The 14,664-nt window shown below is 40.6% G+C and carries 14 protein-coding genes; 9 read left to right on the top strand and 5 right to left on the bottom strand.

All coding sequences use genetic code 11. From position 1 onward, the window contains the following. Window positions 1–36 precede the first annotated feature (36 nt). Entirely contained in the window at window positions 37–672 is a 636-nt protein-coding gene (locus GH754_RS05330) for an ECF transporter S component (protein ID WP_153727732.1), read from the top strand. A gap of 95 nt (window positions 673–767) precedes the next feature. Beyond that, a complete protein-coding gene (locus tag GH754_RS05325) occupies window positions 768–2,528 on the top strand; it encodes a LysM peptidoglycan-binding domain-containing protein (RefSeq protein ID WP_153727672.1) in 1,761 nt (586 codons plus the stop codon). 637 nt (window positions 2,529–3,165) lie between these two features. Here the strand turns inward: GH754_RS05325 and GH754_RS05320 are convergent. The 5 genes from GH754_RS05320 to GH754_RS05300 all read right to left on the bottom strand — a co-directional run bounded on the left by GH754_RS05320 (window position 3,166) and on the right by GH754_RS05300 (window position 6,604). Next, entirely contained in the window at window positions 3,166–3,369 is a 204-nt protein-coding gene (locus tag GH754_RS05320; RefSeq protein ID WP_153727671.1) for a hypothetical protein, read from the bottom strand. Window positions 3,370–3,430: 61 nt separating this feature from the next. Next, window positions 3,431–3,694: a hypothetical protein gene (locus tag GH754_RS05315; RefSeq protein ID WP_153727670.1), complete on the bottom strand. Its 264-nt coding sequence runs from the start codon at window positions 3,692–3,694 to the stop codon at window positions 3,431–3,433. A 58-nt stretch (window positions 3,695–3,752) separates the two neighbouring features. Next, the gene (locus GH754_RS05310; protein ID WP_153727669.1) at window positions 3,753–4,724 is read right to left on the bottom strand and encodes a proline dehydrogenase family protein; all 972 of its coding nucleotides are present in this window, start codon (window positions 4,722–4,724) and stop codon (window positions 3,753–3,755) included. Window positions 4,725–4,911: 187 nt separating this feature from the next. Further along, a complete protein-coding gene (locus GH754_RS05305) occupies window positions 4,912–5,433 on the bottom strand; it encodes a transcription repressor NadR (protein ID WP_153727731.1) in 522 nt (173 codons plus the stop codon). Between the two features lie 19 nt (window positions 5,434–5,452). After that, complete coding sequence (locus GH754_RS05300; RefSeq protein WP_153727668.1) at window positions 5,453–6,604, bottom strand: IscS subfamily cysteine desulfurase; 1,152 nt, start codon at window positions 6,602–6,604, stop codon at window positions 5,453–5,455. Window positions 6,605–6,727: 123 nt separating this feature from the next. Here GH754_RS05300 and nadB point away from each other — a divergent pair, with 123 nt between their 5' ends. The 7 genes from nadB (at window position 6,728) to GH754_RS05265 (ending at window position 14,576) form a co-directional block, all read left to right on the top strand. Further along, window positions 6,728–8,260: an L-aspartate oxidase gene (gene nadB / locus GH754_RS05295; RefSeq protein WP_153727667.1), complete on the top strand. Its 1,533-nt coding sequence runs from the start codon at window positions 6,728–6,730 to the stop codon at window positions 8,258–8,260. 12 nt (window positions 8,261–8,272) lie between these two features. Beyond that, window positions 8,273–9,118, top strand: coding sequence for a carboxylating nicotinate-nucleotide diphosphorylase (gene nadC, locus GH754_RS05290; protein WP_153727666.1), 846 nt, complete (start codon window positions 8,273–8,275; stop codon window positions 9,116–9,118). Then, a complete protein-coding gene (gene nadA, locus GH754_RS05285) occupies window positions 9,115–10,218 on the top strand; it encodes a quinolinate synthase NadA (protein ID WP_153727665.1) in 1,104 nt (367 codons plus the stop codon). Before nadC ends, nadA begins: the two co-directional genes overlap by 4 nt. A gap of 82 nt (window positions 10,219–10,300) precedes the next feature. Then, entirely contained in the window at window positions 10,301–11,476 is a 1,176-nt protein-coding gene (locus tag GH754_RS05280) for a DHH family phosphoesterase (protein WP_153727664.1), read from the top strand. A 221-nt stretch (window positions 11,477–11,697) separates the two neighbouring features. Further along, window positions 11,698–12,417 (top strand): (Fe-S)-binding protein, encoded by a 720-nt coding sequence (locus GH754_RS05275; protein WP_153727663.1) that lies wholly within the window; start codon window positions 11,698–11,700, stop codon window positions 12,415–12,417. Between the two features lie 18 nt (window positions 12,418–12,435). After that, a complete protein-coding gene (locus tag GH754_RS05270; protein ID WP_153727662.1) occupies window positions 12,436–13,863 on the top strand; it encodes a LutB/LldF family L-lactate oxidation iron-sulfur protein in 1,428 nt (475 codons plus the stop codon). After that, window positions 13,860–14,576, top strand: coding sequence for a LutC/YkgG family protein (locus GH754_RS05265; protein ID WP_153727661.1), 717 nt, complete (start codon window positions 13,860–13,862; stop codon window positions 14,574–14,576). The genes GH754_RS05270 and GH754_RS05265 overlap by 4 nt, the downstream gene beginning before the upstream one ends. Window positions 14,577–14,664 lie beyond the last annotated feature (88 nt).

Below are 14,664 nucleotides of genomic sequence, written 5' to 3'. Positions count from 1 at the left end.
TTAGTTAGTTTCCCATTATTAAACAATCAACATTATATGCTTTTAAGCTTTATAATTATGCTCGCTTCTTTTTTGCCCTTTATGATTCGTTTTTCAAGGAGAAAAATATTGACTAGAGAACTGGTTGTTTTAGCCATTTTGGCAGCTATTGCTGCGGTTAGCCGTGTTCCATTTTCCTCGCTTCCTAGTGTTCAGCCAACCACATTTGTCATTATTGTGGCAGCTGTTACATTAGGTCCACAGAGTGGATTTGTTATTGGAACATTAGCGGCAATGGTTTCAAATTTGTTTTTAGGTCAAGGCCCATGGACACCATGGCAAATGTATGCATGGGGCATGATTGGGCTAATGGCAGGCTTATTAGGGAAAACCTGGTTGATGCAAAGTAAATTAGGGCGATGTATTTATGGCTTTGTTGTGGGGTTTTTATTTGGCTGGATTATGAATTTTTGGTTTATTGTCGGTGTGATGCAGGAGATTAATTGGCAGGCTATATTGCTATATTATAGTGGAAGCTTTTATTTTGACTTAGCTCACGCCCTTTCAAACGTCTTTTTCCTTTTCCTGTTTAGTAAAAGCTGGATGAATATCATACAACGGTTTAAAGTAAAATATGGCTTATTCCCCACTTCTGATACAGAGGCACAATACTCTTTCAAAAAATTCCTTTAATGTGGATAAGTTTTCTTTATTTAAACCAGAATGATTCATGAATTTTGTATGAAACTATACGTATAATTACATTTGCTATAAAGGGGAGCCGATTCATGAGTCAATATCGACATGGTCTCCGAAAAATCAAAAGCAGCGATGAATATGCCGTGATCATTTATCTTGATAATTATTCCACGGAGTTTGCTGAGGAGTTAGGAAGAGAATCTAAGGAAAGGAAAAATTTTGTTACGACAGTGCGAGATATGATTACACAACGTTATCCAAATGTAAAAGTAACTGTAATAAAAGTCATGATTGGTGGAATGGCGGTCACGTCGATTCCTCTTATGGGTGCGAATGCATCATTTGCTCAAACGACACCATCCAATACACCTACAACACAAGTAGTAGATTCAAGCTCCATTTACCACCAGGTTTCTGCTGGTGACACTCTATGGAGTATCGCACACAAGTTTGGAACCTCAGTAGATAATATTAAACGAGCCAATGAACTAAAATCAGACCAAATACAGAAAAATCAACGCTTAATTATTCCAAAAGCCTTTCACAAGGTTGAGAGTGGTGACTTTTTAACAGTGCTATCAAGAATTTATGATACACCGGTGGACGCGATAAAAGAAGCGAATGACTTATCTAGTGATTTCGTTCGCATTGGACAAACCTTGGTAATTCCAACGATGATCGCTAGTCAATCTAACACAACAACCCCCGTATCTCAGACGGATAATCAAAATCATTCCACAATTTATAGTGTGGAATCAGGGGATAGTTTATGGGCCATTGCCAATCGGTATGGAGTGAGCGTCGATGCCATTAAAGATGCCAATGAAATAGATTCAAATTTATTGAAAGTCGGACAAACCTTAATTATCCCAGCACAAGAGTCGGTCAGTTCTAACAATGATGAGAGCGTGCCAACTAGCGAGAACATTCAATATATAGTAGCTTCAGGCGATACATTATGGGGCATTTCCAAAAAATATGATGTCAGTGTTGATGACTTGCGTAGCTCAAACAATTTAGATAGCAATAACCTTCAAATAGGCCAAACGCTAATAATCCCGAAAGAAGAAAACGGGGTAGTAGCACATGCTATTACTCCGGCAACTAAGGAGGAAACTTCAAGTTATACTGTAAAGGCAGGAGATACACTTTATAGCATTGCCAGGAAATATAATACATCTGTCAATCAAATACAAACAACCAATCACTTATCAGGTGAGACAATTAAGGTTGGTCAGGTGTTAAAAATTCCAGGTGAGGAAACTGCAACTCCAGTAAGTGTGACTCCAACAAAGGAAACCAATGAAAGTCTCAAACAAGTCCAAAAAAATTTACAAAGTCTTGGATATGATGCTGTTGAAACCATGACAGGAAACTTAGACACACCAACAACACAAGCCATTAAAGATTTTCAAAACGATTATAACTTGGCCGTTACAGGGAAGGCGGACCAAGCGACAACTACCGCCATTGAGCATGCTGTAGTTAAACAGGATTTAATTAAAGATACTAAAAATTACTTAGGTGTCCCATACTTATGGGGCGGCACAACTCCATCAGGCTTTGATTGCTCAGGCTTCGTGTATTATATGTTTAATAAGCATGGAGTAAATATGCAGCGAACGACCTCTGCTAATCTATATAAACAAGGCACATCTGTGTCTACAGGGGATTTGCAGCCGGGAGATTTGGTGTTCTATGCAGTCAACAGCTCATCCATAACCCACGTTGGCTTTTACATGGGCGATAACCAATGGGTTTCAGCAACCAGTTCAAAAGGCATCGCCATCTATTCATTGGATAATAGCTATTGGTCGAAGTATTATGAAGGGGCGAAGCGGATTTATTAATGGTAAAGTCTGTGTATCTGTTGCGGCAGATATGCAGACTTTTTACTTTTGAGGAGGAGGTTGGTGCGGCCCGGGCTTTAGCATTTACTGCTCCTTTTTTAGCATGAAGTCAATGAACTTCAGTAAATTCAACATTGACTTCAGCATAGGAGAACGGAACTTTAGCAAAACCAGCATCCTTCAGCAAAAGCAGAGGAATGTTTAGCAAAAGAGGAGTAAACTCTAGTATAAGCCGAGTGTTGTTGTGTCGCTTCAGCATTTACCCCATCTATTTCAGTAATAAGTGAGGATTGTTTAGCGAGAGTGGGGTGAACTTCAGCATATTGAAATCACCGTCCTTAGTTTTAGTAAATACTACGCGATTTTCAGCGATGTAGAAGCGGACTTTAGCAAAAGTACAGCGAACTTCAGCATCTGCCGAGAGACAGTATAGGCTTCAGCATTTAATACTTGTACTTTAGCAAAAAGTCCTTGAACATTAGTATACAAAACACAAACTTCAGCAAAGTAAAACAAAACTTTAGCAAAAACCGACTACCTCAGCAAAAACGAAGGAATGTTCAGCAAAACAGGTCCAACCTTCAGCATACGCCAGCACCGCACTAGTCTATTCACACCGCCCAAACACACGCTTCCCTTAATCAGATTCCTTCATCTCCTCATAAGCACTCAAAAAATTATCATAAACCTCCTTCCCAAAACAATGAGGCTGGCCCTCAAAAATGCGGTCAAAGGTAATTTCCTTAGCCACTTCAAGGGAACACTTTTGCGTATTCATCACAAGCTTTAAGTATGATACAAAAAATTCTTTACTCGTTTTCCCAGATCGATTCAGTTTCATGGTCATCACGCTCCTGCATGTATCATACCTGAATGTAAAACCACCCTCAAATGATTCATTTCTAAAAAAGTATGAGAATCCCACTAATGGTTATGCCCAAAACTAAGAGTCCTGAAAAAATGTTCGCTTCCATTTTCGTTACCCCGGCTCTTTTTTCTAAAAACTTCAAATATGGCCCAAGAAATAAGATTCCAAACAAGACTAGTCCCTGTCCTAAAGTGTCGTCGAACTCCTCCATAAATCTCATCATGGCCAGTCCAAATAGCAAAAGACCAATATGCCCAAGCATCATAGCTAAATGCCTTCTCTGTTTTTCTTCATCCATTTCAGCGACCTCCTCAAGACAAATACAAAAAGGGATGCCATCGCATCCCTTCAAATCGTTACTTCCTTTTCGTCAACCGACCCAATAAAAAGGCCCCAACACCAACACCTAAAACAGTATTTGTTTTCTTATTAAACACTTGCTTTGCCATTAGGTTCAAATTTTGCGGTCGTTCGGCTAGGCGACGCATGAAATATCCATACCAATCGGTGCCGAATGGAACATACGTACAAAATTTGTAGCCTTCTTTGGCGAGTTGAAATTGTAGGTCTTTTCGGAAACCATAAAGCATTTGGAATTCAAATTTTTCTTTAGAAATGTTATGTGCTTTCACAAACTCCTTTACATGGTTAATGATGTGATGGTCATGTGTTGCGATGGATGTGAATTTTCCGTGAAGTAAATGGTACCCGATTAATTTAATTAGATTGCGGTCAATATCTTTTTTATCCTGAAAGGCGACCTCTTCTGGCTCTTGATAGGCACCTTTTACAAGACGGAGTCGGAAATCCTTGTATTTCTTAATATCTTCTTCTGCGCGATAGAAATAAGATTGGATAACCGTTCCTACATTATCATACTCCTTTGCTAACTCATCTACTAGATTAAAAGATGGTTGTTTATGGGTATGATCTTCCATGTCAACGTTTACAAAAATATCATATTGATGCGCTTTTCTGACAATTTCGGTTAAATTTTCGAGACAGAAAAAGTAATCGATGTCGAGACCTAGCTGGGTTGGCTTCAATGAAATGTGCGCATCTACTTGGTTCTGATAGATGGCTTCAATAACGTCAAGGATTTGCTCTTTTGCCTTAGTTGCTTCTTCTCGTTGATACACGAATTCGCCCAAATTATCAATGGTACAAGAGATTCCTACAGCATTAAGCTCTTTAACGCTTTCGATCATCTCTTCAATATTGGTCCCAGCAACAACAGATTGAGCTCCTAATTTAAAGCCGTATTTCTGCGCCATGTTATTCATCAATTGATTCTGCGATAATCCGATAAAGAAGTTTTTTAGTAACATAGTAGCATCCCTCTGTTTGTTTTTCTTTCATCATAACATAGTAATAGAATAGTAGCACAAAAATTTGCAAAGTTATCAATAATTTTACTACAAAATATGAATGCGCTTTCACAAACTCGCTTAAGCCCCTGCTAAACCAAGACTTTAAGCTAAAAAAGGCACCTCCAATAAATGAGGCGCCTTTTCCTTATTCTGGTACTAATATACCAGCTTTCTCCAAATCCCGACATGCTGCATCGATTTTTTCCAGGGAATCTGCTTCGAGCGTGTGGAGGTGTAATCCTTCTGCTAAGGTTAGCAAATAACGAGCATTGGTGTTTTGAATCCTTTTAATAAATTGATCGACTTCTTTCCGATTGCTAACGTGCAAGGATGCGGTCAAATCTCCATACACAGCGTGCTCGACAATGACATCACGGACTGATACACCGTAATCTACAATGATGTTTAGTTCTTTCCTTGTCTGCTCAGGGGTATGTTTGCATACAATGACTTTTTGTTTCAGTTGATTATCACTATCCTGATTTAAATAGAGATACCCTTGACTTGTCGCAATAATGGGCTCGTTTTTAGCCTTTAAAATCGATACATCCTGAACAATCACTTGTCGGCTAACATTTGTTTTTTTGGCAAATTCAGTTCCTGTAATTGGTTGTGTTGATGCTTTGAGTGTGTCAATAATCAATTGTTGTCGCTCGGCTGAGGACATTTTGGTTTCTTCACTCACTTTACTTTGTGCCTCCTTGCTTGGAAAAAAAGTTCTCCGTCAGCTTTTGAAAGGCTTGGACAGCCTGCTGAATATCAGTATGTTCTGTATTTTTTCCAAATGATAAACGAATGAAATTTTTCGCTTCTATGTCAGTTCGACCCATCTCTTTCAAGGTTCTTAAGGGTTCTTGATTGCCAACTTGACAGGCACTTCCAGTTGATATAGCAACACCGTAGCGATTGCATTCAAGCATCGTATATTGCCCTTCAATTCCTGGAATACGTAATCCAAGAACATGGGGAAGGGTCTGGGAAGGGTGCTCCTCGACCACAAATTTGATAGGGAGAGTTTTTATTTGATCTAAAAATGACTTACGTAAGGATCGAATTCTCTCTGTTTCATCTTCCATTCTATCACAAACACTTTTAGCAGCTGTAACAAAAGCAGCAATTCCAGGGACGTTGATGGTACCAGGGCGAAATCCTTTTTCGTGTGTTGTCTTTGGAATTTGTGCCTTCCATTTTTTCTTCGGGTTAATATATACAGCCCCAACGCCTTTGGGGCCATAAATTTTATGACTGGAGACGGACAGGCTATCGATATGGGCTTGAGTCACATGAATCGGGATTTTTCCAAAAGCCTGGACGGCATCACAGTGGAACAAAATATTTTTTTGCTTCAGCAATTTCCCTATTTGATCAATGGGCTGCATAATACCGACTTCACCGTTAACGAATTGGATGGAGACAAGCACAGTCGTATCTCGGATAGCACTCTCCAATGTATGGATGTCTACCAATCCATAATGATCTACAGGTAAATAGGTCACCTCGTATCCCTGTTTCTCCATCTTTTGAAAGAAATGATAAACAGATGAATGCTCACAATAGGTGGTAATAAGATGGTTTCCTTTATCTTGATGGGCGTCAATCAAGGATTGTAAGGCTAGAATGTTAGATTCAGAGCCACCACTAGTAAAATACACGCCTTCTTTGTCTCCATGTATAAGCTGTGCAAGCTGTTCACGACTCGTTTCTAGTAACTGAGAAGCCTTAGAGCCTGTATCATGTAAACTGCTAGGGTTTCCGAAAAAATCTGAGGCTGCCTGTGAATAAACCCCTAGGGCTTCTCTAGAAATCGGGGTTGTAGCCGCATAATCGAGATAAATCATAGTCCCTCTCCTCTGTATTTAAAAATTGTTCTTGATAATATCCTAATCTTGTGTAAATATAGATGTCAAGACAGGTGAATACACTTTTAAGATAAACTCATCCAAGTGGGGGAGGCTAAACGTATGCCCGATGTAATCATAATTGGAAGTGGAATTGTCGCCTTAACGGTTGCGAATAGGTTAAGTAAACACAGGAATGTGATTATTTTCACAAAGTCACATACGAAAGCAAGTAACTCGTATTATGCACAGGGTGGGGTTGCTGCTGCCGTAGCTCATAATGACCATTGGCAGCTTCATTATGAGGATACGTTACGGGCAGGCAGTTATTTTAATCATGCTAAGAATGTGAAACTTTTAACAAGTGAGGCTAAAGCCTACATATCTCATTTACTGAATTCGGGTATGAATTTTGATCGAGATGATGCTGATAAGCTTTGTTTAGCAATGGAGGGTGGTCATACAAAAAGACGAATATGGCATGCAGGTGGCGATGCTACTGGAAAAGAATTGATTTCCTTTATGCTCGAACAAGTGAGAGGAAAGGTCCATATGGTTGAAAATGAAATGGCCATTGACCTCATTATGCAGGAGGGAAGGTGTCTCGGTGTAAAAACCAAAAATCAAGCGGGTGAACTTCAACACTATTATGCCTCTGTCACCATTCTAGCAACGGGAGGATGTGGGCAGCTGTATGCCTATACTTCCAATGACCAAACGGTAACAGGTGACGGATTGGCAATGGCTTACCGAGTTGGAGCAGTTCTGACTGATATGGAGTTTGTTCAGTTTCATCCTACACTTTTATATAAAAATAAAAGAACACTTGGATTAGTCTCAGAGGCTGTTCGAGGTGAAGGTGCTTTTCTGCAAAATGAAAAAGGGGAGCGATTCATGAAGGATGTTCATGAGTTAAAGGATATGGCACCCCGTGATGTAGTGGCAAGAGCCATTTTTGCACAAATTCAGCAAGGAGAAAGGGTCTTTTTAAACATTTCACAGGTACCCAATTTCCAGAAACGCTTTCCAAACATCCATAAGCTTTGTAACAAGCATCATATTCAGTTAGATAAACAGTTAATCCCCGTAATCCCAGGCTTTCATTTTATGATGGGTGGAATAAAGACGGATGCTTTAGGCCAAACATCCCTAAATGGTTTATATGCGGTTGGGGAAGTAGCCTGTACAGGAGTGCACGGAGCGAATCGAATTGCGAGCAATTCTTTATTAGAGGGGATTGTGTTTGGGAATAAAGTGGCGGAATCAATTTTGTCAAAACAGGAAGCGTTACAACCTATTTATGAAAACGTTACACATCATCAAGTACATAAGGCCGTCAACCTTCCTATCAAAAAGGAACTTCACCATATGATGTCTGAAAAGGTAGGTGTCGTTCGCCATCAGCAGGAGTTAACAGCGATGAGGGAATGGCTTGAGCAGTATGATTTTCTCCATGCTGATTTATACGGGCTAACAAACGAGGAAATAGAAATGATCAATATGTTAACCGTCGCCTGGCTCATTACGACATCAGCGTTAGTGCGAGAGGAGAGTATTGGCAGTCATTATCGATCCGATTTTCCGAATGTCAAAACTCATTCAATACGTGAGGAAATACGAAGGGACATTTCAGAAACGAAATTGCATCTAGTTTAAGGGGGAAAAGGGATGAATCCGATTAAATTACGAAGGGCATTCCAGGACTTTTTAGAGGAGGATATTGGGGACCGTGATGTCACCAGTCAGGCTATCTTTCCAAGAGATCAAATAGGGAAGGGCGTTTTGATGGCGAAGGATAATGGGATTATATCCGGACTCGATATTATATCTACCGCCTACCAAATGCTCGATTCTTCTATCGAGGTCATCATCCACTATAAAGATGGTGATCAGGTTAATAAGGGCGATAAAATTGCCGAAATTTATGGACCTGTTGGAATCATTCTGACTGGCGAGCGGGTCATCTTAAACCTGCTGCAGCGCATGAGTGGTATCGCAACATTAACACATCAATGTGTGGAAGCATTGCAGGATTCAAGCATTCAAATTTGTGACACTAGAAAAACGATGCCAGGTCTTAGAATGTTCGATAAATACGCTATTACAACTGGTGGGGGAAAAAATCATCGGTTTGGCTTATATGATGGTGTGATGATTAAGGATAATCACATTGCCTATTGCGGCTCCATAACAAAGGCCGTCCAGGCAGTAAGAGAAAATATCGGTCACATGGTAAAGATAGAGGTGGAGACCGAAACAAAGGCAGAGGTGTTAGAGGCAGTCGAAGCAGGGGCAGATGTCATTATGCTTGATAATCGAACTCCCGAAGAGGTGCAAGAGTTTGTTCGCTATGTGCCTGAACATATTATCACGGAGGCATCGGGCGGCATTCAGTTAGACACATTACCAGATTATCGTAATACAGGCGTAGATTATATATCTTTGGGATTTTTAACGCATTCAGTTAGGGCTTTAGATATCAGCTTACAGGTTAAAGAGGGGGAGAAAAAATGAGTATTTTAGATATGGTGGAGCAGAACAAGACGTTGCCTGAGCATTACAAAACCCTAAGTGTTGATGATATGAAGACGAGTGTTCAGCGGATTAAAGAGAAAATGGGGGATAAGCTGTTTATTCCAGGCCATCACTATCAAAAGGATGAGGTGATTGAGTTTGCTGATCAAACCGGGGATTCCTTACGCTTGGCACAGGTGTCGGCAGCCAATCATGAGGCAGAATATATCGTATTTTGTGGTGTGCATTTTATGGCAGAAACGGCCGATATTTTAACGAGTAAGGACCAAAAAGTGATATTGCCTGATATGCGGGCTGGCTGTACGTTAGCAGATATGGCTGATATTAATCAAACCGAAAGAGGCTGGGCTGAAATGCAAAAGCAGTTTGGCGATACGATCATTCCCCTTACTTATATTAATTCAACAGCTGCCATTAAAGCATTTGTAGGTGAAAAGGGGGGAGCAACTGTAACCTCCTCTAACGCCAAGAGAATGCTCGAATGGGCCTTTACGCAAAAGGAACGTATTTTGTTTTTGCCTGACCAACATTTAGGACGAAACACTGCATTTGACCTTGGTATTTCACTAGAAGAAATGGCTGTTTGGGATCCGATGCTGGAAACCTTGATTTATGAAGGGGATTTAGAGAACATAAAGGTCCTTTTATGGAAAGGTCATTGCTCTGTTCATGCCAATTTTACAGTTCAAAATGTAGAAGAACTCCGTCAAACAAGCCCTGAGACTAAGATTATAGTTCATCCTGAATGTAGCAGGGAGGTGGTGGAGTTAGCTGACTATGCCGGTTCCACTAGCTACATTATTAAAACTATCCAGGATGCGGAACCGGGAACGAAATGGGCAGTAGGTACGGAAATGAACCTTGTAAATCGCTTAACTCAGCAGCACAAGGATAAAGAGGTCTTTTCGTTAAATCCACATATGTGTCCGTGCCTAACCATGAATCGAATTGATTTGCCTCACTTTTTATGGGCATTAGAAAGCTTAGAAAAAGGAGAGGTCATCAATCAAATTAAAGTGGACTCTCAAATTGGTCAGCTTGCCAAGTTAGCGCTTGATCGAATGCTGGAGAGAGGATAAGTAATAACTGTTGCGGTTTTCATTTATTTTAGTATATAATTCACCTCTGCCAAATCCATACTAATTAGGAGAGGTGATTATTATGTACAAATTGTTGTCCCATAACGATTTAGATGGCGTAGGATGCGGGATTTTAGCCAAACTGGCATTCGGAGACCAGGTAAAGGTTCGCTACAATTCCGTGTCCGGACTAGACCGAGAAGTGGAGTGGTTTTTAGAAAATGACGAGAAGGATACGTTTCTCTTTATTACGGATTTAAGTGTTAATGAAGAAAACGAGAAGAGACTAGAGGAGTTTAGCTGTGAAGGAGGTAAATTGCAGCTGCTGGATCATCATAAAACTGCCCTTCATTTTAATAATTACGATTGGGGGCATGTGGTGGTTGAGGATGCCGCGGGGAAATTAACATCAGCAACATCCATACTCTATGACTACTTAGTGAATCATCTATACTTAGAACCTTCTCCTGCGATTGCTGAGTTTGTGGAGCTTGTAAGACAATATGATACGTGGGAATGGGAAAAGAATGATAACCAAGCTGCTCGCAGGCTAAATGCACTTTTTTACTTAATTTCAATAGACGAATTTGAAGCCAAAATGATCGACCGTCTTTTTAGTAGTGACTATTTCTATTTTGATGAATTTGAGACCAAAATCCTTGAAATGGAGGACAAGAAAGCCAATCGTTATATTCGTAAAAAGAAGCGTGAAACCGTACAAACGTATATCGGTGAATACTTAGCTGGTATTGTATATGCAGAATCCTATCATTCAGAGCTTGGGAATGAATTAGTGAAGGAATTTGAACATCTAGATTTTATAGCCATATTAAATATAAGCAGTAAACGGGTCGGTTTTCGCACCATTCATGACCATGTGGATGTTTCGGAAATCGCTGCTCTATTTGGAGGTGGAGGACACGCCAAGGCGGCAGGTTGTTCCATGACTGAGGATGCCTATCAAAAGTTTGTAGCGGACACATTTCCACTACCGCCGTTAAAAGAGGATGCCAAACGTAACCGTTACAACGTAAAGGAATCAGATTTTGGAACCCTTTATCAAAATCATGAGGAGGATGTTTTTCTACTATATAAGGTAAACGATGATCGATGGGCGATTAAACAGAATGAGTCAAAGTTAGAGGAGACGTTTTCTAGCTTTGAAGAGGCTGAGAGGTTTTTGAAAAGAAGAGAACCCGTATGGCTGGTGCGAGATGAACAATTTGTTCAATATTTGATGGAACAGATTCGGAAGTGAAGAGCAACCGCGTATTTTCCTTATGGATGTACGCGGTTGTTTTTTGTGTATTGAAATAGGAGTTAGCAAAGCCAATGATGGTGAATCCAATGAAGAGTGTTTCTGATATAATCATAGAAAAGAAAAGTGAGACACGTCGATTACTTTTAATTTGCTGTTTATTATCATAAGCATTTATTAACTGAACGCTTTAAAAGGGGAACAAATTGGGGGTGAACCTGATGAAGGTATCATTATTTATCACATGTCTGTGCGATATTATGTCATCGAATGTTGGAAAGGATACCGTTGAAATTTTGGAACGGGTAGGGTGTGAGGTTGATTTTCCAGAACTTCAAACCTGTTGTGGTCAACCTGCCTACAATAGTGGCTACTTACAAGAGTCCAAGAAAGCTATGAAACAAATGATGAAGGCTTTCAAAGATTCAGAGTACGTGGTTGGACCATCTGGTTCTTGTGTTGGAATGCTACGTGAATATCCGGAAGTTTTTAAGGGTGACCCAGAGTGGGAGGAGGAAGCGAAAAAGCTCGCGAACAAATCCTATGAAATTACACAATTTTTAGTAGATGTACTTGGAATTGTTGATGTAGGTTCTACCTTTAAAGGAAAAGTAACCTATCATCCTTCCTGTCACATGACCAGAATTCTAGGTATAAAGGAACAGCCAATAGAACTATTAAAAAATGTGCAAGGTGTCGACTTTGTGGAGCTACCTATTAAGGAAGATTGCTGCGGGTTCGGTGGTACTTTCGCTGTGAAAAACTCAGTGATTTCTGGTGAAATGGTTGAAGAGAAATCCCGACATGTTACAGAAACAGAGGCGGAATATTTAGTCGGTGGAGATATGGGCTGCTTGCTGAATATTGGTGGGAAAATGCAACGTGAGGGTAAAAACGTCAAAGTGGCTCACATTACAGAAATTCTCAATCATCAATCCTAAAAATGGAGGGTACTGCATATGAGTATGAAAATCGGTCATGCACCGTATAAAGAGCGCGTCCAAGAAGGAGTAGAAAATGACTTTATGCGCCAAGCAGTTGCTTCAGCTCAAGGACGATTCCGTGATGGTCGGCAAAAACAAGCAGATGAGCTCGGAAATTGGGAAGATTGGCGTCAACTAGGTTCAGAGATTCGCACACATACGTTAGAAAATATTGATTACTACTTACAAATGTTAAGTGACAATGTTTCCAAGCGTGGAGGAAAAGTGTTTTTTGCGCAAACAGCAGAAGAAGCTAATGAATACGTTCAAAACGTCATAAAAAAGAAAAATGCCAAAAAAGTCGTGAAATCCAAATCCATGGTAACAGAGGAGATTGGATTAAACGAAGCACTACAAGAGGCTGGAGCTGATGTAGTTGAATCAGACTTAGGGGAGTGGATTTTGCAGCTTGATGAGGATCCGCCTTCCCATATCGTGACACCTGCTCTTCACAAAAACAAAGAGCAAATCCGCGAGACATTTGCCCAAAAGCGCGGCTATGATAAGTCAGATAGCCCTGAAGAGTTAGCATTATTTGCACGTGAACAATTGCGTCAGGATTTTTTATCTGCAGATGTTGGGATTACAGGCTGTAACTTCGCAGTGGCTGAATCTGGTGCTATTACCTTTGTAACGAATGAAGGGAACGCTCGTATGGTTACATCTTTACCTGATACACAGATTTCGGTTATGGGTATGGAAAGACTGGTTCCAACTTGGGAGGAGTTAGACGTTTTAACCAGCTTACTGACTCGTGCAGCTGTTGGGCAAAAGCTAACAAGCTATGTGACTTCGATTACAGGTACTCGTCTTGAGGGGGAAACTGACGGTCCAGAGGAATATCATTTAGTGATTGTGGATAATGGACGCTCTAAAATTCTGGGCACCGAATTCCAGGAGGCTCTTCATTGTATTCGTTGTGCGGCATGTATCAACGTTTGTCCTGTTTATCGCCAAGTAGGAGGGCATGCATACGGTTCTATTTATCCAGGACCAATCGGCGCCGTACTCAGCCCACTATTAGGAGGCTATGAGGAGCATAAAGAGCTTCCTTATGCATCGTCATTATGCGGGGCTTGTAACGAGGTTTGTCCAGTCAAAATCCCGTTACATGAACAGTTGATTCGCCACAGACAAATCATAGTAGAAGAAAAAGGCATGGCACCAAAAGCAGAAAAACTAGCGATGAAAGGCTTTGCAGCGTGGGCCTCAAGTCCTGCTGCCTATAAGATGAGTGCAGCGGCTGCACGCACAGCCTTAAAGCCATGGTCAAAGGATGAAAACATTACAAATGGACCTGGACCATTAAAAGGCTGGACGGAGAGTCGTGATTTCCCCGCTCCTGCCAAGCAAAGTTTTCGCTCCTGGTTTAAGGAACGGCAAAAAGGAGGGGTCGCCAAATGACCATCCAAAATCGTGACTCGTTTTTAGATAATTTAGCTGCAAATCTAGGGCGTAATCGCCGTACGGAAGGGGTTAAACGTCCTAAGTGGAGTGTACAGCCGCAGTATGAGGTATTCACTGGTCTATCTCAGGATGAATTAGTTGAAAAGTTAGAGGAGCATTGCAAGGTTATTCATACAGAGTTTAAGCGGACCGATCGAGACGGACTTCATAAAGTGTTAAAGGAGACGATTGATGGTTTTGAAGGCAAGTCCGTCGTTTCTGCTAGTGACGAACGTCTTCAACAGTACGGACTTAACGATTTTTATAAGAGCTTAGGGGAAAAGGGAACGGAAATCCATTTATGGGATGAGTCTAAAGGTGAAGAAAATAAAGTCTTCGCTGAACGTGCAGATGTCGGAATCACCTTTAGTGATATTACCTTAGCAGAATCAGGTACGGTTACACTTTTTAACAATAAATACAATGGACGTTCAATCAGTTTACTTCCAAAAACGTACATTGCTATTATTCCAAAAAGTACAATTGTACCGCGCATGACGCAGGCTACGAAGCTCATTCATGAACGTAATCTTGAGGGGCAGGATGTTTCCTCTTGTGTAAGTTTTGTAACTGGTCCAAGTAACAGTGCTGACATTGAAATGAACTTAATTGTTGGGGTGCATGGACCAATTAAGGCAACGTATATTGTTGTCGATGACGAAATCAATTAAAATAGAATAAGAGATTGTGTACGAGATTTATATAAAATGTGTACATGGTCATCATTCAAGAGGAAAATCTGACATCAAGTGTGTAGGC

This window comes from Salinibacillus xinjiangensis, assembly GCF_009649735.1.
Lineage (GTDB): Bacteria > Bacillota > Bacilli > Bacillales > Alkalibacillaceae > Salinibacillus > Salinibacillus xinjiangensis.
The sequence above is the reverse complement of the archived record's forward strand: the minus strand, read 5'-3'. Positions and strand labels throughout refer to the sequence as shown.

Excerpts from the sequence above, each read along its gene's own strand:
- GH754_RS05330 (WP_153727732.1), top strand. The coding sequence starts at position 37 with ATGCTTTTAAGCTTTATAATTATGCTCGCTTCTTTTTTGCCCTTTATG.
- GH754_RS05325 (WP_153727672.1), top strand. The coding sequence starts at position 768 with ATGAGTCAATATCGACATGGTCTCCGAAAAATCAAAAGCAGCGATGAA.
- GH754_RS05320 (WP_153727671.1), bottom strand. The coding sequence starts at position 3,369 with ATGAAACTGAATCGATCTGGGAAAACGAGTAAAGAATTTTTTGTATCA.
- GH754_RS05315 (WP_153727670.1), bottom strand. The coding sequence starts at position 3,694 with ATGGATGAAGAAAAACAGAGAAGGCATTTAGCTATGATGCTTGGGCAT.
- GH754_RS05310 (WP_153727669.1), bottom strand. The coding sequence starts at position 4,724 with ATGTTACTAAAAAACTTCTTTATCGGATTATCGCAGAATCAATTGATG.
- GH754_RS05305 (WP_153727731.1), bottom strand. The coding sequence starts at position 5,433 with ATGTCCTCAGCCGAGCGACAACAATTGATTATTGACACACTCAAAGCA.
- GH754_RS05300 (WP_153727668.1), bottom strand. The coding sequence starts at position 6,604 with ATGATTTATCTCGATTATGCGGCTACAACCCCGATTTCTAGAGAAGCC.
- nadB (WP_153727667.1), top strand. The coding sequence starts at position 6,728 with ATGCCCGATGTAATCATAATTGGAAGTGGAATTGTCGCCTTAACGGTT.
- nadC (WP_153727666.1), top strand. The coding sequence starts at position 8,273 with ATGAATCCGATTAAATTACGAAGGGCATTCCAGGACTTTTTAGAGGAG.
- nadA (WP_153727665.1), top strand. The coding sequence starts at position 9,115 with ATGAGTATTTTAGATATGGTGGAGCAGAACAAGACGTTGCCTGAGCAT.
- GH754_RS05280 (WP_153727664.1), top strand. The coding sequence starts at position 10,301 with ATGTACAAATTGTTGTCCCATAACGATTTAGATGGCGTAGGATGCGGG.
- GH754_RS05275 (WP_153727663.1), top strand. The coding sequence starts at position 11,698 with ATGAAGGTATCATTATTTATCACATGTCTGTGCGATATTATGTCATCG.
- GH754_RS05270 (WP_153727662.1), top strand. The coding sequence starts at position 12,436 with ATGAGTATGAAAATCGGTCATGCACCGTATAAAGAGCGCGTCCAAGAA.
- GH754_RS05265 (WP_153727661.1), top strand. The coding sequence starts at position 13,860 with ATGACCATCCAAAATCGTGACTCGTTTTTAGATAATTTAGCTGCAAAT.